Source organism: Pseudomonas wenzhouensis (assembly GCF_021029445.1).
Lineage (GTDB): Bacteria > Pseudomonadota > Gammaproteobacteria > Pseudomonadales > Pseudomonadaceae > Aquipseudomonas > Aquipseudomonas wenzhouensis.
The window spans coordinates 2745952-2763035 of record NZ_CP072610.1 but is presented as its reverse complement, the minus strand read 5'-3'; the positions used below and the strand labels follow the sequence as shown (position 1 = coordinate 2763035).

Annotated in this window: 14 protein-coding genes; 5 read left to right on the top strand and 9 right to left on the bottom strand. The window is 62.5% G+C overall.

Translation table 11 applies throughout. The features are described from left to right. The first annotated feature begins 62 nt into the window (after window positions 1-62). The 3 genes from J7655_RS12670 (at window position 63) to rluB (ending at window position 3198) form a co-directional block, all read left to right on the top strand. Window positions 63-881: a UDP-2,3-diacylglucosamine diphosphatase gene (locus tag J7655_RS12670; RefSeq protein WP_230924757.1), complete on the top strand. Its 819-nt coding sequence runs from the start codon at window positions 63-65 to the stop codon at window positions 879-881. Then, window positions 878-1909, top strand: a complete 1032-nt coding sequence (locus J7655_RS12665) for a glycosyltransferase family 4 protein (protein WP_230924756.1) — start codon at window positions 878-880, stop codon at window positions 1907-1909. The genes J7655_RS12670 and J7655_RS12665 overlap by 4 nt, the downstream gene beginning before the upstream one ends. A 131-nt stretch (window positions 1910-2040) precedes the next feature. Continuing rightward, window positions 2041-3198 carry a 23S rRNA pseudouridine(2605) synthase RluB gene (gene rluB, locus J7655_RS12660; RefSeq protein ID WP_230924755.1) on the top strand — a complete coding sequence of 386 codons (1158 nt, stop codon included), beginning with the start codon at window positions 2041-2043 and terminating at the stop codon, window positions 3196-3198. A gap of 86 nt (window positions 3199-3284) precedes the next feature. Here rluB and J7655_RS12655 read toward each other — a convergent pair whose 3' ends face one another. From J7655_RS12655 to J7655_RS12625, 7 genes are all read right to left on the bottom strand, one after another. Next, a complete protein-coding gene (locus J7655_RS12655; RefSeq protein ID WP_230924754.1) occupies window positions 3285-4124 on the bottom strand; it encodes a penicillin-binding protein activator LpoB in 840 nt (279 codons plus the stop codon). 112 nt (window positions 4125-4236) lie between these two features. After that, complete coding sequence (locus tag J7655_RS12650; protein WP_230924753.1) at window positions 4237-4818, bottom strand: tetratricopeptide repeat protein; 582 nt, start codon at window positions 4816-4818, stop codon at window positions 4237-4239. A 148-nt stretch (window positions 4819-4966) separates the two neighbouring features. Further along, window positions 4967-5893: a GGDEF domain-containing protein gene (locus J7655_RS12645; RefSeq protein WP_230924752.1), complete on the bottom strand. Its 927-nt coding sequence runs from the start codon at window positions 5891-5893 to the stop codon at window positions 4967-4969. 238 nt (window positions 5894-6131) lie between these two features. Beyond that, window positions 6132-6872 (bottom strand): YciK family oxidoreductase, encoded by a 741-nt coding sequence (locus J7655_RS12640; protein ID WP_230924751.1) that lies wholly within the window; start codon window positions 6870-6872, stop codon window positions 6132-6134. An 86-nt stretch (window positions 6873-6958) separates the two neighbouring features. After that, window positions 6959-7630: an N-acetylmuramic acid 6-phosphate phosphatase MupP gene (gene mupP, locus J7655_RS12635; RefSeq protein WP_230924750.1), complete on the bottom strand. Its 672-nt coding sequence runs from the start codon at window positions 7628-7630 to the stop codon at window positions 6959-6961. Between the two features lie 6 nt (window positions 7631-7636). Beyond that, window positions 7637-8335 carry a bifunctional 2-polyprenyl-6-hydroxyphenol methylase/3-demethylubiquinol 3-O-methyltransferase UbiG gene (ubiG, locus tag J7655_RS12630; RefSeq protein WP_147812290.1) on the bottom strand — a complete coding sequence of 233 codons (699 nt, stop codon included), beginning with the start codon at window positions 8333-8335 and terminating at the stop codon, window positions 7637-7639. 113 nt (window positions 8336-8448) lie between these two features. Continuing rightward, the gene (locus J7655_RS12625) at window positions 8449-9807 is read right to left on the bottom strand and encodes a TRZ/ATZ family hydrolase (protein WP_230924749.1); all 1359 of its coding nucleotides are present in this window, start codon (window positions 9805-9807) and stop codon (window positions 8449-8451) included. A 158-nt stretch (window positions 9808-9965) separates the two neighbouring features. Between J7655_RS12625 and mtnA the strand changes: the two genes are divergently transcribed. After that, window positions 9966-11042: an S-methyl-5-thioribose-1-phosphate isomerase gene (gene mtnA / locus J7655_RS12620; RefSeq protein ID WP_230924748.1), complete on the top strand. Its 1077-nt coding sequence runs from the start codon at window positions 9966-9968 to the stop codon at window positions 11040-11042. A 50-nt stretch (window positions 11043-11092) separates the two neighbouring features. Here the strand turns inward: mtnA and J7655_RS12615 are convergent, their stop codons facing one another. Together J7655_RS12615 and J7655_RS12610 are read right to left on the bottom strand one after the other, a co-directional pair. Continuing rightward, window positions 11093-14380 carry a sensor domain-containing protein gene (locus J7655_RS12615; protein WP_230924747.1) on the bottom strand — a complete coding sequence of 1096 codons (3288 nt, stop codon included), beginning with the start codon at window positions 14378-14380 and terminating at the stop codon, window positions 11093-11095. A 103-nt stretch (window positions 14381-14483) separates the two neighbouring features. After that, a complete protein-coding gene (locus J7655_RS12610; protein ID WP_230924746.1) occupies window positions 14484-15365 on the bottom strand; it encodes a LysR family transcriptional regulator in 882 nt (293 codons plus the stop codon). Between the two features lie 280 nt (window positions 15366-15645). Here J7655_RS12610 and leuC point away from each other — a divergent pair, with 280 nt between their 5' ends. Beyond that, the gene (leuC, locus tag J7655_RS12605; protein ID WP_092374835.1) at window positions 15646-17073 is read left to right on the top strand and encodes a 3-isopropylmalate dehydratase large subunit; all 1428 of its coding nucleotides are present in this window, start codon (window positions 15646-15648) and stop codon (window positions 17071-17073) included. The last annotated feature ends 11 nt before the right edge of the window (window positions 17074-17084 follow it).

The window sequence follows — 17084 nt, the reverse complement described above, 5'->3', positions numbered from 1 at the left end:
GCCTGTCACAGGTCTTTCACCGCAACGCCTCAAGCTCGTCTAAACCCAGCCGGAGGCCGCCCATGACCAGCGCTCAGCTCGCCAAGCCCAGCCGCAAGCAACGAGTCCGCACCCTGTGGATTTCCGACGTGCATCTCGGCACGCGTGACTGTCAGGCCGAACACCTGGCGACCTTTCTCAAGCGTTATCACGCTGATCGTATCTATCTGGTGGGCGACATCATCGATGGCTGGAAGCTACGCGGCGGCATCTATTGGCCGCAGGCGCACACCAACGTGATCCGCCGTCTGCTGACCATGAGCAAGCGCGGCACCGAGGTGATCTACGTCACCGGAAATCACGACGAATTTCTGCGCCGTTATTCCAGCTTGCTGCTGGGCAACATCCAACTGGTGGATGAGGCGGTGCACGTCACCGTCGATGGTCGCCAATTGCTGGTGATCCATGGCGACCAGTTCGACGTGATCACCCGTTACCACCGCTGGCTGGCCTTTCTTGGTGATTCGGCCTACGAGTTGACCCTCACCCTCAATCGCTGGCTCAACCACTGGCGTAGCCGCTGGGGCTATGGCTACTGGTCGCTGTCGGCGTACCTCAAGCACAAGGTCAAAACAGCGGTGAACTTCATCAGCGACTTCGAGGAGGCCATCGCTCACGAGTGCGTCAAGCGTGGGCTGCAAGGGGTGGTCTGTGGTCACATCCATCACGCCGAAATCCGTCAGGTTAATGGTGTCGAGTACATGAACTGTGGCGACTGGGTGGAGTCCTGCACGGCATTGATCGAGCACTGGGATGGCCCGATCGAACTCTACCGCCTGGCCGAAGCGCAGGCGCGCCTGGCCAGCGAGGAGCGGGCAATCGTCTTCGAGAGCGGCGCATGAGAATACTGATCGTCTCCGACGCCTGGGCGCCGCAAGTCAATGGCGTGGTCACCAGCCTGGCCGCGCTGGTCGGCGAACTGCGCGGATTGGGTCATCAGGTCAAGTTGCTGTCGCCCGCCGATTTTCGCGTCGTACCCTGTCCGACTTATCCGGAGATCCCGCTGGTGTGGGATCTCTGGCGCGTCGGTGCGGCGATTCGCGACTTCCGTCCGGACTGCGTGCATCTGGCCACCGAGGGGCCGCTGGGCTGGGCGGCGAGAGGTTGGCTGGTGCGGCGTGGGCTGGCATTTTCCACGGCGATCCATACGCGCTTCCCCGAATATGTCAGCACCCGTTGGCCGTGGATCGCACCACGTTGGGGTTATGCCTTTCTGCGCGCTTTTCACCGGCCGAGTCAGGCCGTGCTGGTGACCACCGAGCGTCTGCGCGCAGAGTTCGCCGGCTGGAACCTGCGCCGGTTGCAGCTATGGCGCAAGGGCGTCGACACGCGCCTGTTCTGCCCCGATCAGTCACGCCCGCGCCCGCTGCACCCGGTGTTTCTCTTCGTCGGGCGTATCGCGCCGGAAAAGAATCTGCAGGCCTTTCTCGAACTGGACCTGCCAGGCGAGAAACATGTGGTTGGCGACGGCCCGCAGCGTGAGATGCTGCAACGACAGTATCCGCAGGTACGCTTTCTCGGCTATCGCCATGGGCAGGCGCTGGCCGAGGCCTATCGCGCTGCCCCGGTGCTGGTCTTTCCGTCGCGCACCGATACCTATGGTCTGGTGATGCTCGAGGCGCTGGCCTGCGGTACGCCGGTAGCGGCTTTCCCGGTGGCCGGGCCGCTGGATGTGCTGCGGGAGGGGCTGAGTGGGGTGATGGACGATAATCTGCGCACTGCCTGCCTGGCGGCACTGGAACTGGATAGAGGGCGTTGCGCCGAGTTGGCAGCGGCGCAGTCCTGGCGGGCATCGGCGTTGGAGTTTCTGGCGTTGCAGGCGCTGATCGATGGTGAGGCGCTGCTGTTGCCTGAGGTGGCGGACGTGTAGCAGCAGGAATTTACCCTGGCGCTGGCCGTCTTATTCGGGCGAATGCTGTGGCATCGTCTACCCTATGAACGCCACAGCGCGTATCATGCGCGCCCTTCGATCATCAACTACTACACCGGGAGGTGCCCAAGATGACTGAGCACGAACAACCGCGTCCTGCAGGCGAGAAACTGCAGAAAGTTCTGGCCCGCCTCGGGCTGGCTTCACGTCGCGAGATCGAAACCTGGATCGCCGAAGGGCGGGTCAAGGTCAATGGTGCAGATGCGACGCTTGGGCAGCGCGTCGATGCCAACGACGCCATCGCCCTCGATGGCCGTCTGATCAAGCGTGAAGAAATCACCGGCTCCGTTCGCCGCGTGCTGATCTACAACAAGCCGGACGGCGAGATCTGTACCCGTGACGACCCGGAAGGTCGCCCGACCGTATTCGATCGTCTGCCGCGCCCCAAAGAGGGCCGCTGGATCAATATCGGCCGCCTCGATATCAACACCACAGGCCTGCTGCTGTTCACCACCGATGGTGAGCTGGCCAATCGTCTGATGCATCCGTCCTACCAGATGGACCGCGAATATGCGGTGCGTGTACGGGGTGAGGTCACCGAGGAAATGCTGGAGAACCTCAAGACCGGCGTGATGCTCGAGGATGGCCCGGCCAAGTTCACCGATATCAAGCAGGCGCCGGGTGGCGAGGGCTTCAACCACTGGTATCACTGCGTTGTGATGGAAGGCCGTAACCGTGAGGTGCGCCGTTTGTGGGAGTCGCAGGGTCTGGTGGTCAGCCGTCTGAAGCGTGTGCGTTTCGGCCCGGTGTTCCTCACCTCGGAGTTGACCATGGGCCGCTGGCGCGAGATGGATCAGCGTGAAGTGGACATTCTCAGTGCCGAAGTTGGGCTGGCGCCGCAGGCACTGCCGGCCATGAAGGAGAAAACCCGCGAAAAGCTCGACCGCCTGCAGCGCAAGTCGGCCAAGCCGGTCGAGGTTCGGGGCAAGCGTGTGCTGCGCCCGGCGAAGGATGAGGTTGGTGCAGAGAACAGCCGCCCGAGCCGTGCGCCGCGCCGTGAGGAGAGCGAGCAGCGTACGCCACGTGCACCGCGCAAGGAGGGTGGTGAGCGCCGTGAAAACAACCGTGGCACGCCGGTCGCCGAACGGCCGAGCGATGTGAAGAAGCGTCAGCCACGCCCGGCTGTCGAGCTTTCCGAGCGTCCGGCACGCAAGCCTCGCCCGGCTGCGCCGGGTAAGCGACCGCCAGCGGGTGATGGTCAACGGCCAGGCTTCGGGCGTAAGCGCTAGAAAGCTATAGCCCCAAGCGGTTTACAAACGAAAACGCCCCGCACAAGCGCTTGTGCGGGGCGTTTTCGTTTGGGCATGGGTGAGGATCAGTTGACCTTCAAGACACCGCCGGTACCCAGACCACCTTCAACTTCCTGTGCTTTGTAGTTTTTCAGGGAGACAATCATCTTGTTCCAGGCGTCGTTGAACGCTGCCACGGTGGCTTTACCTTCCGGGGTGCGGGAGAAACCACCCAGGCCGCCAGCCACGCCGCTGCTGGTGAGGGCGCCCAAGGCTGCACCGTAGTTGGTAGCGGTGGCGTTACCTTCGGAGGTGGAAATCTGTACGGAGGAGCGAATGTCGAATAGCGACAGGGTTACTACCGATGCCTTCGATTGCAGGGCGCCCGCCAGACCCGCCACAGCGCTGTTACCCAGTAGGCCGCCGATGGCCGAACCCACGCCGCCTACCGAATCGTTATCGATGATGATCTTGGGTTCCAGGAAGTAATCAGCGGCAACGCGCTGGCCCTTTTGCTGGTTGGAGCCGGCACGGTATTCGCCGGAATTGCGCTGCTGGTCGGTTATCTTGCTCAGGCGGCTGTCTAGCTGCTGGTTGCCGATGGAGGTGATCACGAAGCAGTTGGATTGCTGTACTGCCAGGCGCAGGAGTGGTTCGATGCTGGTGACTTGGGTTGCGCTGCCGAACTGGCCATACCAGTCGGAATTGCGCCCATCATCGATGGCGATGGTTCCCAGAGTGCGATCGCAGCGCTCCAGTTCTGGGTTGGCGCCGACGCTGGTGCTACCACCGGCGGATCCGGACATGGCGGTGGACTGGTTGCCGGTACTGATCATGCCGCCGCCAGCGCAGGCCGACAAAGTCGCGCCCAGCAGGCACAGGCTGAACAGTTTGAGAGGCTTGGATGGGATGCGAGCCTTGTTCATGAAATGCACTTCTCCATATGTTGTAGTGTCGGACGATCATTCGCTTAGCCAGATGCGGCAGGGATCACCCTTGCCTTCCCTGGCCGAGCTTTCTTGCTTATTTGGAGGGCTGTCAGTAGTAGTACCAATAGCCTTGTCGCCAGTAGCCGAAGTACGAATAGCCTCGATACCAGTATCCGCGGTAATACTCACGCCAGTGCTTGCGCCAGCGGTAGTCTTCGGCTTCTGATTTCTTAGCTTCCGTGGCTTCGGCCAGGCGCGCGGCGGATTCCTGGTCGCCTTGCGCTGCTGCCATCGACAGCCATTTTTCGGCTTCTTGAGGGTCGCTGCCCATTTCCTCAAAACCGCTCAGGTAATAGCCGCCCAGCGCTTTCTGGGCCTCCAGTAGACCACCATGGCCTGCCTTGCGCATCCATTGCAAAGCCTGATAACTGTTGCGCTGCACGCCGTCGCCTCGAAAGTAACGCAGGGACAGATCGTATGCGGCCTTGGGTTCGCTGGCGGCAGCCTCTTCGAGCTTGAGGATTTCTTCGCTTTTGACCACAGCCGGTTTGTTCAGATAGTCGGCTGAGACGGAGGAGAGGGGGCGTTCGGAACAGCCACTGTTATCGCAGAAGCGGGCGCTCTGCTGAGAGGTGCTGCTGCAGCCGCCTGCCAGAAGGGCGAAACCGAGCAGGACAAATAGCTGTTTCAACGAGGTGATGTGTAGGCGACAGTCCATATCTGAGCACTCCTATTGGAAGTGCGCAGGATAAATAGGTAGAGGTCAAAGGGCAATCACCTGTTATTCACGATGCGCAGCACAGCACAGGTATTGCCCGAATGCCCTCTGTCAGGCGTGGTTATCCCGCCATGCTCAGACGATTGCGCCCTTCGCGCTTGGCGATGTATAGCGCATTGTCGGCGCGACGTAGCAGGCTTTCCACCGACTCGCCGGGCAGCAGGCTGGAACACCCCAGGCTGATGGACACATCAATGGGGTGGCCCGCGTCCAGGCACTGCAATTCCATCACTGCAAAGCGCAGGCGTTCACCTACCAGGGCGGCGCTTTCCCGGCTGGTGCCGGAAAGCACGATGAGAAATTCCTCGCCACCGTAGCGAAAGACCATGTCGATATTGCGCAGCTGGTTCTTCAGGGTTTGCGCCACGGCTTTCAGCACTTCGTCGCCAAGCGCATGACCATGGTTGTCGTTGATGCGCTTGAAGTGGTCGATATCGACCATCAGCACGGACAGTGGCTGCAGGTTGCGGCGGGCCAGATCCACCTCGCGCTGCAGGACCTGCTCCATGGCAATACGGTTGCCGGTATCGGTCAGCGGGTCGCGCAGTGCGCTCTGCAGGGCCGTGCGATAGAGCAGGGCATTGCGCAGCGGGAACAGCAGGCTGGCGAGCAGCGATTCCAGCTGGATCAATTCGTTTTCGGCAAAACGCTGTTTGCGCCGGAAGATCAGCTCCCCCAAATACTCACCCTCGTGGCTCAAGCGATAGCCCGCCGAGTGTGGTGCGCGCTCACCCAGTTCCAGACGCAGGTCATGGGCGGGATGCTGGAACGCCAGCGCATCGAGCGGCACCAGGCGCTGCACTTCGCGGAAGAACAGGTTGAGGATGCGTTCCACGTCCAGGCTGGTTTGCAATTGCAGGCCCAGTTGATGGCGCAACTCCACCAGGCCGGCAGGCTTGAGCGGTAGCTTGCGCGTGCCGGTAAAACCGAGACGCTGCAACTTGGCGGCATCGAAATCGATGGTGTTGGACTGGCTGGGGGGAACCATTGAGCTGAACCTCTCGCGCGTTGGTGCGACGAGAGGGTTAGAGCGAATTTCGTGCCAGGTGGTTCATGTTGGAATAAAGTCTTGTGAAGTCAGTCACTTAGATGATTTCTGAGGCGTTGTTCGGCAAGCACTTGCCGGTTGTCTGGCGGTACTGGTGGCAATGTGCTGCCGCACGGCAATGAGGGTGACGGATTTTTGTCGTGGCCTGGCCCGCTGAAGCTAGCGGGCCAGAGGCTGTTTACTGAGCGTCGAAAGCCTGGCCGTTGACGCCTTTGCTGTCCGGCCCCATCAGGTACAGATAGAGCGGCATGATGTCTTCTGGCAGCGGACGGGTCGCCGGATTTTCTCCCGGGTAGGCCTGGGCGCGCATGGCGGTGCGCGTGGCGCCTGGGTTGATGCTGTTGGCACGTACGTTGGCGATGCCGTCCAGTTCGTCGGCCATGACCTGCATCAGGCCCTCGGTGGCGAATTTGGACACTGCATAGGCGCCCCAGTAGGCCCGGCCCTTGCGTCCAACGCTGCTGGAAGTGAAGGCCACGGAAGCGTCCTGCGACAGCTTGAGCAGTGGCAGCAGGGTGCTGCTGAGCATGAACATGGCGTTGACGTTGATCTGCATCACGCGCATGAAGTTGTCACCGGAGAGTTGCTCCAGCGGCGTACGCGGGCCGAGGATCGAGGCGTTGTGCAGCAGGCCGTCGAGGCGCCCGAACTCGTTTTCGATCATCACCGCCAGCTCGTCGTACTGGTGCGGCAGGGCGGTTTCCAGGTTGAAGGGAATCACCACCGGCTGCGGATGGCCGGCGGCCTCGATTTCGTCATAAACCTGGCTCAGGTTGGCTTCGGTCTTGCCCAGCAGCAATACCGTGGCGCCGTGCGCGGCGAAGCTTTTGGCGGCCGCAGCACCGATACCGCGACCGGCACCGGTGATCAGGATGACGCGATCCTTGAGCAGATCTGGGCGGGCGGTGTAATCGAACATGTGAAGATCCTTCGCAAAGCTCTTGAGAGTAGGGCGGGTGAACCCCGCCGAATGAAGAAATGGCGGGTTTCACCCGCCTTGCGCGATCAGCAGCTGCAGAGCGCGCGATCGAGTACCGCGCGCAGTTCCGACGGGTGATCGACGACTACGTCGGCCCCCCAGTTGCGCGGGTTGTCTTCGGGGTGGATATAGCCGTAGGTCACTGCTGCCGTACGGCAACCTGCCGCGCGACCCGATTCGATATCGCGGGCGTCATCGCCGACGAACAGCACGGCCTCGGGGTTGACCCCCATCTGCTGGCAGGCTAGCAACAGCATGTCCGGCGCGGGCTTGCTGCGTTCGACATGGTCAGGGCAGACCAGCACCGCTGAGCGTTCGGCCAGCTTCAGCCCCTGCATGATCGGCTCGGCGTAGCGCAGAGGTTTGTTGGTGGCCACGCCCCACAGCAGGCGTGCCTGTTCGATATCGTCGAGCAGGGCTTCGATACCTTCGAACGGGCGGGTCAGCACCGCGCAATGCTGCTGGTAGCGCTCGAGAAACTCCTGGCGCAACACCTCGAAGGCGGCGGAGTCCGGCGCCTCATCGAAGGCGCTGGCGACCATGGCGCGGGCACCACCGGAGATCTGGTCACGAATGAGCTTATCGGCCAGCGGCGGCAGGCCGCGCACTGTGCGCATGGCCTGGGTGATGGCGATGAAATCCGGCGCCGAGTCCAGCAGGGTGCCGTCCATATCGAAGAGAACTGCTTGCAAACGCATGCGTGCTTACTCCTTGCGCAGCGTCTGGATCATGTAGTTGACGTCGACGTCGGCGGCCAGCTTGTAATGCTTGGTCAGCGGGTTGTAGGTCAGGCCGATGATGTCCTTGACCTCGAGGCCGGCGGCACGGCTCCAGGCGCCTAGTTCGGAGGGGCGGATGAATTTCTTGAAGTCATGGGTGCCGCGCGGCAACAGGCGCAGGATGTACTCGGCGCCGATCACGGCGAAGAGGTAGGCTTTGGGGTTGCGGTTAATGGTGGAGAAGAACACCTGGCCACCGGGCTTGACCAGGGTGTGGCAGGCGCGGATCACCGAGGACGGATCGGGCACGTGTTCGAGCATTTCCAGGCAGGTGACCACGTCGAACTGGCCGGGCATCTCCTCGGCCAGGGCCTCGGCGGTGATCTGCCGGTAGTCGACCTCGACGCCGGACTCCAGTTGGTGCAACTGGGCGACGGCAAGCGGCGCCTCGCCCATGTCGATACCGGTGACCGTTGCGCCGCGCTGGGCCATGGCTTCACTGAGGATGCCGCCGCCACAGCCGACGTCCAGCACGCGTTTGCCGGCCAGACTGACGCGCTCGTCGATCCAGTTGACGCGCAGCGGATTGATGTCATGCAGGGGTTTGAACTCGCTTTCGCGATCCCACCAGCGGTGTGCCAGGGCTTCGAATTTGGCGATTTCGGCGCGGTCGACGTTGCTCATAAGCATCTCTTTCAAAGCGTGGAAAGCGGACTGCCGCTATGTTGCCAGTTTAAGATCGGGCATGGGGCGGCGCGGATTCGTTCAATGTATGTCAGTTTGTCGCAGTGGTGTGCTCAGCGTAGACCGTGGGCATGGTTCTCAGGTGGCTCCGGCGACCTTTGCGCAATCCTGGCTCCCCATTCCCTGGCCTTGGCGATCAGTGCCTGTTCGTCCATGCGCGTCAGGCGACCATCAGCGAGCAATTGTTTGCCGCCCACCCACAGATGCTTCACGCAGTCGCGGCTGCTGGCATAGATCAGTTGCGAGACCGGATCGTAGATCGGTTGCTGGGCCAGCCCGGACAGGTCGAAGGCGACCAGGTCGGCCAGTTTGCCCGGCTCCAGCGAACCGGTCTGCGCTTCCAGGCCCAGGGCGCGGGCACCATTGAGGGTCGCCATGCGCAAGGCGCTGTGCGCGTTGAGGGCCGTGGCAGAGCCGGCAACGGCCTTGGCCAGCAGGGCGGCGGTGCGGGTTTCGCCGAGCAGGTCGAGATCATTGTTGCTGGCCGCGCCGTCAGTGCCGATGGCGACATTGACACCCGCCTGCCACAGGCGTTCGACCGGACAGAAGCCGCTGGCCAGCTTGAGATTGGACTCGGGGCAATGAATCACGCTGCAGTTGTGTTCGACCAGCAGCGCCAGATCGGCATCATCGATCTGCGTCATATGCACGGCCTGAAAGCGCGGGCCGAGCAGGCCAAGGCGGGCCAGGCGGGCTAGCGGGCGTTCACCGTGCCTGGCGACGGCGTCGGCCACTTCCTCGGCGGTTTCGTGAACATGCATGTGAATACCGGCATCCAGCTCGTCGGCCAGCATGCGAATCTGCTCGAGCTTGTCGTCGCTGACTGTATAGGGCGCATGTGGGCCGAAGGCGATGCGGATGCGCGGGTGTTGCTTGAGGTCGTCGAACAGCTGCAAGCCCTTGCGCAGTGCTTCGGCCGCATTGAGTGCGCCAGGTACCGGAAAGTCCAGCACCGGCACGGTGATCTGTGCGCGCATGCCCGCCGCATGCACGCAGTCGGCTGCGGTGTGCGGGTAGAAATACATGTCGGAGAAGCAGGTGATGCCGCTCTTGATCTGTTCGGCGATGGCCAGCTCGGTGCCGTCACGGACGAAGTTCTCGTCGACCCATTTGCCTTCGGCAGGCCAGATATGTTCGTGCAGCCAGGTCATCAGCGGCAGATCGTCGGCTATGCCGCGAAACAGGCTCATGGCGGCGTGGCCATGGGCGTTGATCAACCCCGGTGCAAGCAGGCATTGCGGCAACTCTAAAACCTGCGTTGCCCGGTGGCGCAGTGCTTCGGCGCGGGGGGCGATCAGGCTGATGTGGCCGTCGCGTATGCCCAGACCATGCTCGCGCAATACGACCCCGGCGGGCTCCACGGGCACCAGCCAGGTGGGCAGCAGCAACAGGTCGAGAGGGGCGTCGGGCATGATGGCGTGTCCGTCTGGCTTGATCGATGCAGGAAAGCCCGCCAGTGTATAGATGAACGTGCCTGGCTTGAAGTCGCCAGGGCCGCCGGATTGTTCGGCTGGCGCCTGGCTGTCTGCGTATAATCCGCGATTTTTTGGCGGTTAGGATGGAGTGCGCGATGCGCGAGCAATTGCTGGCGGTGGAGAAGGTTCAGGCCATCGAGTGGCGCGAGGGCGCGCTGTACGCGCTCGATCAGCGCCTGCTGCCGCATCGGCAAACCTGGCTGCGTTTCGAAACGGCTGCCGAGGTGGCGGACGCGATTGGCGACGGGGTGGTGCGTGGTGCCCCGGCTATCGGCATCGCGGCGGCTTACGCTCTGGTGCTGGGGGCGCGGGCCCGGCTGGCGCTCGGTGGTGACTGGCGTGAGGCGCTGGAGGCCGATTTTGCCCGTCTAGCGCACGTGCGGCCGATGGCCGTCAACCTGTCCTGGGCTTTGCAGCGTATGCGTGAGCGCCTGATGCGGCTCAAGGACGGCGATGACATGCTGGCGCTGCTGGAGGCCGAGGCAGTTGGCATTCACCTGAGCGACCGCGAGGCCAACCTGACCATGGCGCAACTGGGCATCGAGCTGATTCGCAAGCATCAGGGCAACCCGCAGGTATTGCTGACGCACGGCAATGCCGGCGCGCTGGCGACCGGCGGCTTCGGTACGGCGCTTGGCGTGATTCGCGCAGCGTATCTGGATGATTTGCTCGAACATGTTTATGTCGATGAAACCCGTCCCGAGTTGCACGGTGCCCGCCTCACGGCCTGGGAACTGGCGGGCGATGGTGTGCCGGTCAGCCTCAATGTCGATGCCGCCGCTGCTCATCTGATGAAAACCAAGGGCATCACCTGGGTGGTCGTGGGGGCTGAGTGCATTGCCGCCAATGGCGATGTCGTCAACACGATCGGCACCTATCAGTTGGCGGTCAACGCCATGCACCATGGGGTGCGGATGATGGTCGTGGCACCGAGTTCGAGCATCGACATGAGCCTGGAAGACGCTGAGGACATGCGCCTCGAAGAGCGTGATGGTCGTGAGTTGCTGGAGGTGGCCGGGCATCGCGTGGCAACTGATGTGCCTGCAGTCAATCCGCTGTTCGATGTGACGCCTGCTGATCTGGTGGACTACATCGTGACCGAGAAAGGCATTGTCGAACGGCCGGACAGTACCAAACTGGCGCAGTTGATGTGCCGCAAGCGCCTGCATTGAGTGGGCTGAGCAGGCATGTTCCGCAGCGTCGGGCCCACGATCATCGCGTGTCAGTCGGCTGCGCGGCTCAGTAGGGCGCGAAAGGCTTCCTGCGCTAGCGGCCTGCTGAACAGGTAGCCCTGATAGAGGTGGCAACCCTGGGCCTGCAGGAAGTGCAGTTGGTCCTGCTGTTCCACGCCCTCGGCGATCAGCGCCAGGCCCAGGCTGCGTGCCATGGCGATGATGGCGCGAATGATTTCGGCGTCGTTGGGATCGTTGGTGGCGTCGCGCACGAACGATTGGTCGATCTTCAGCATGTCCACGGGCAGGCGCTTGAGATAAGTCAGTGAGCTGTAGCCTGTGCCGAAATCATCCATGGCGAAGCTGACGCCGTGCTTTTTCAGGCGCAGCATCTTGCCGATGGTGTCATCGATATTCTGGATGACGATGCCTTCGGTGATCTCCAGCTTGAGCATGCTGCCGGGTAGCCGGCTGTCGCGCAGGCTGCTGGCGACCCGCTCGACGAAGTCATGCTGGCGAAATTGCCGGGGGCTGATGTTGACGCACAGGCTGAATCGCTCGCCATCGATCAAGCCGTCAGCCAGCAATCGCGCGCAGAAATGACAGGCCTCGGCCAAGACCCAGCCGCCCACTTCGATAATCAGACCGCTTTCTTCGAGCACCTGGATGAACTGAGCCGGTGACTGCGGGCCCAGTTGTGGGTGTTGCCAGCGTAGCAGCGCCTCGGTACCGACTACCTGGCCGTCACGGGCATCGACCTGGGGCTGGAAATGCAGCTCGAATTCGCCGCGCGCCAGAGCCAGGCGCAGATCGTTCTCCAGGCGCAGGCGGGCGCTGGCGGCTTCCTGCATGGTGCTGCGAAACAGCTGGATGGCATTGCGCCCGGAATCCTTGGCGCGGTAGAGGGCGATGTCGGCACGTTTGAGCAGATCCGCCGGGGTATTGCCGTGATCGGGGAGCAGGGCGATACCGATACTGGGGGTGACCTGCAGGCGGTGACCATCCAGCAGCATCGGTTCGGCCAATAAATGACGCAGTTTTTCCGCGACCTGACGTACGTAGCGAGTGACCTCCGAGCGCTTGCCCTCGAGGCCGGAAAGCAGCACCACGAATTCGTCGCCGCCCAGGCGTGCCACGGTATCTTCCAGGCGAACGCTGGCTTCCAGTCGCGCCGTGACCATGCGCAGCACGGAATCGCCAACGGGATGGCCGAGCGAGTCGTTGATGTGCTTGAAATGATCGAGGTCGAGAAACAGCAACGCGCCGCGCAGATCATGGCGCTTGAGCAGGGCGATCTGCTGGGTCAGGCGGTCCATCAGCAGGGCGCGGTTGGGCAGGTTGGTCAGGGCATCATGGTAGGCCAGGTGCTGAGCCTGGGCCTGGGCTGCTTTCAGTTCGCTGATGTCACGCGCCGTCAGCAGCAGGCAGGGCAGACCATTGATTTCGATCGGCTGGACGGACACGTCGACCAGGCGAATCTCGCCTTCGCGGTGGCGGCCGTGCATTTCCATGTGCAGCACCTGGCCGTTCTGGCTCAGGCGCTCGATCATCTGCCGGCGCTCTTCGGGGTAAGCCCAGATGTTCAGATCGAAGGCCGTACGACCGATCACTTCCTCTGGCTGATAACCGGTGATGCGGGTGAAGCCTTCGTTGACCTCGATATAGCGGCCGCTGCCACGCTCGGTGATGGTGATGGCGTCCGGGCTGGAGTGGAACGCCTTGGCAAATCGCTCTTCCGATGCCTGCAGGCGTTGTTCGCGCAGAACACGCTCGCTGATATCGACCAGCGTTCCGACCATACGCAGCGGTTGGCCGGTATCGTCGAGCTGCAGTTTGGCGGTGCTTTCGAGAAAGCGCAGTCCGCCAGTTGCAAGCTGCACACGATAGGTGACCTGATAGTAGCTGCGCTGCTCTTCGATCAGGCGCAGGTAGCTCTGGCGCAGGCTGTAGCGATCTTCCAGCGGCACCTGACGAAAGAAGTCGAAGAAGGCACCTTCGAACGGTTGGCTTGGCAAACTATGCAGCTGCGCGGCGCGGGTGCTGGCATACAGTCGGTTGTCGGGAATGTGCCAGTCCCAGGTTCCCAGGTCGGCGGACTCCAGCGCCAGCTTGAGGCGTTGCCGGCTTTCATGGAGCGCGCGCTCCTGGGCGCGTTGCTCGGTGATGTTGCGCACCGTGAGTACCAGGCAGGTCGTGCCATTCAGCTCGATCTCGCCACCGAACAAGAGGTTAGTGGTGACCTCGCCGTCGCGGCTGAACAGCCTTACCTCCAGGTTGTTCAGGCGCCCAGTCTGCACAGCGTTGAGCATGCGTTGGCGGTCGCTGGGGTCAGCCCATATGCCGAGCTCCAGTGAGGTGCGGCCCACCGCTTCGGCACTGCTCCAGCCAAATTGCCGCTCGAAGCTCGGATTGACTTCGATGAAGCATCCGGTGGTGCGGTCGGTGATGGCGACCGCATCAGGGGTGTGCATGAAGGCCTTGGCGAATTTTTCCTCACTGGCGCGTAGCGCAGTTTCCGCCCGCTTGCGTTCGCTGGTGTCGAGGAAGGTGCAGAGCATCAGGCGCTCGCCCTGCAGTTCGATGTACTGGCTCGACAGTACACCGTCGAGAATATCGCCAGCGCGGGTGCGCAGTTGCACGTCCTGCGTCAGTGGCTCGCGGTTCAGTGGTGCCTGCTGGCGCAAATGATCGCGCTGGCTGGCGTGTACCCAGATATTCAGTTCGTGGGTGGCGCGGCCGATGATCTCGCTGGCAGCCCAGCCAAAGGCCTGGGTGAAGTGCTGATTGACCTCGACGATTTCGCTGTTGTCGTAGCGCACCAGCATCATGATGTCGGGGCTCAGACGGAACAGGCTGGCGAAACGTTCTTCCGAGGCGCGCAAGGCTGCGGCGCGCTCCTGCTGGGCGCTGATGTCGCGGATGACACCGAACATGCGTGGCCGACCGTCGGCCTCGTATTGCAGGCTGCCGGTGATTTCCAGCCAGTGCAGGCTGCCATCGGGCCAGCGGATGCGGTGACGCAGGACATCGAAAATCTGTTCGCCCCTGACGATGGCATTGAAATTCGCCAGGATCGCCGGGCGCTCTTCTTCCTGAATCAGTTCGAAGTAGTTCAGCGGTTGGCTGACGGGGCGGCTGGGGTCCAGGCCGAACAATGCCTGGGCGCCACGTGACCAGTTGACCTGGCCAGTGCCAATGTCCCAATACCAGGTGCCGAGTTTTGCGCCATTGAGGGCCGCCAGCAAACGCGGTGCATCTTGCCAGGTTTGTTCGAATTCGACGGGATCCATCGCCGGTATATGCGGCAGGGGCGGGGTCTGGTCAGTCGATCTGGCCATGGCCGAACCGTTCTCCGGAATGCGCGATGCGCGGGGCGGGCATTAATGTCTTCTAGACACTTTTTTTATCGTTATGTTGCCACGTTAATCTGATGCCGGTGGCCTATGCAAGGTCGTCCCGCTGACTGTCGAGCAGATCCATGAAAGCCCGTGCAGCATTCGACAGTGTGCGCTCGGTATGCAGGATGTAGCCCAGTTGGCGGGTCAGCTGAATGCCGGGTATCGGCAGGCGCGCGACCTGATCGTCGAGCATGGTGCGCGGCAGTACACTCCAGGCCAGGCCGATGGACACCATCATCTTGATGGTTTCCAGGTAGTTGGTACTCATGGCGATGTTGGGGGTCAGTCCCTGGGCCTCGAACAGACGCTGCACGATGTGATGGGTGAAGGTGTTGCCGCCGGGAAACACCGCCGGGTGCTGCGCCACATCGGCCATGCTGATCACCTGGCTACGGGCCAATGGATGCTCTGGCGCGGCAACGAAATCCAGTGGGTCGTCCCACACGGCGACGGCGCGAATCGGCTCGCGGGTTTCCGGGGCGAGGGTGATCACCGCCAGTTCGGCGCGGCCATGCAGGACTTCTTCGTAGGCCACTTCCGAATCGAGAAACTGGATATCCAGCGCCACTTGCGGGTGGGCCCGGGTGAAGGCGCGCAACAGGGCAGGCAGGCGATGCAGGCCGATATGGTGGCTGGTGGCGAGTGTCAGGCGGCCGCTGACCTCGCCGGACAGGTTGGTCAGGGCGCGGCGGGTGTCGTCCAACACGTTAAGGATCTGGTAGGCGCGTGGCAGCAGCGCGCGGCCAGCCTGGGTCAGGCCGATTTCGCGGCCGAGGCGGTCGAACAGGCGCACGCCCAGTTGCTGCTCCAGGCCGGCGATGCGTTTGCTCACGGCGGGTTGGGTGAGGTGCAGGCGCTCGCCGGCTTCGGAGAAACTGCCGGTTTCGGCAATGGCGATAAAGGCGTTGAGGTTGGCGAGATCCATAAAGCAGCTCCGAGCGGCAAGCTGCAAGCCACAAGCCGGGCCGCTCGGTCTTTGCTTGCGGCGTGTGGCTTGGCGCTTGCGGCTTCAGGTGGATTCCTTTATGGAATCCTCTGGATGAAAAATATGAATTTGAGTTATTTGTCTCGCGATCATAGCATTTCACCCCATAAGCCAAAGGGGCTTTGTTGCCCGGGCATAGAAACGTGCACTTCTGACGCCGTGCGTTGATCACGTAGGCCGTTGATGGATGTGCTCAAAAGGCGCTGATGAGGTAAGGCTGATGACTGGCAAGACGCTCTACGACAAGCTTTGGGAAATGCACGAGGTGAAACGTCGTGACGACGGTTCCTCGTTGATTTACATCGATCGTCACATCCTCCATGAAGTGACCTCGCCGCAGGCTTTCGAAGGCCTGCGTCTGGCCGGGCGCAAGCCGTGGCGCATCGACGCCAACATCGCCACCCCGGATCATAACGTGCCGACCACCAAGGCCGAGCGTCAGGGTGGCCTCGAAGCCATCGCCGACGAAGTCTCGCGCATCCAGGTGCAGACCCTGGACGAGAACTGCGATGACTTCGGCATCCTCGAGTTCAAGATGAACGACGTGCGCCAGGGCATCGTCCATGTGGTCGGGCCGGAGCAGGGCGCCACGCTGCCGGGCATGACCGTGGTCTGCGGCGACTCGCACACTTCCACCCATGGCGCCTTCGGCGCGCTGGCCCATGGCATCGGTACCTCCGAGGTGGAGCACGTGCTCGCCACTCAATGCCTGGTCGCCAAGAAGATGAAGAACATGCAGGTGCGCGTCGAAGGCAAACTGCCGTTCGGCGTCACCGCCAAGGACATCGTCCTGGCCGTGATCGGCAAGATCGGCACCGCCGGTGGCAACGGCCATGCGCTGGAATTTGCCGGCAGCGCCATTCGCGATCTGTCGCTGGAAGGGCGCATGACCATCTGCAACATGTCCATCGAGGCCGGCGCCCGTGTCGGCCTGGTCGCGGTGGACGAGAAAACCATCGCCTACGTCAAGGATCGTCCGTTCGCGCCCAAGGGCAGCGACTGGGACAAGGCCGTGGCGCAGTGGCAGAACCTGGTCTCCGACGCTGACGCGGTGTTCGACACCGTGGTCGAGCTGCGTGCTGAGGACATCAAGCCGCAGGTGAGCTGGGGCACTTCGCCGGAGATGGTCCTGGCCGTCGACCAGAACGTACCGGACCCGGCCGTCGAAGCCGACCCGGTGAAGAAGGACTCGATCACCCGTGCACTCAAGTACATGGGCCTGAGCGCCAACCAGCCGATCACCGATATCCAGCTGGATCGCGTGTTCATTGGGTCGTGCACCAACTCGCGCATCGAAGACCTGCGCGCTGCCGCCGAAGTGGCCAAGGGGCGCAAGGTCGCCGCGACCGTCAAGCAGGCGCTGGTGGTGCCGGGCTCCGGTCTGGTCAAGGCGCAAGCCGAGGCCGAAGGGCTGGACAAGATTTTCATCGAGGCCGGTTTCGAATGGCGTGAGCCGGGTTGCTCCATGTGCTTGGCGATGAACCCGGACAAACTGGGCAGCGGCGAGCATTGCGCTTCCACCTCCAACCGCAACTTCGAGGGCCGCCAGGGCGCCGGTGGTCGTACCCACTTGGTCAGCCCGGCCATGGCTGCCGCGGCGGCGGTGACTGGCCGCTTCATCGACGTTCGCGAATTGATCCAGGCCTGAGGAGACCGCAC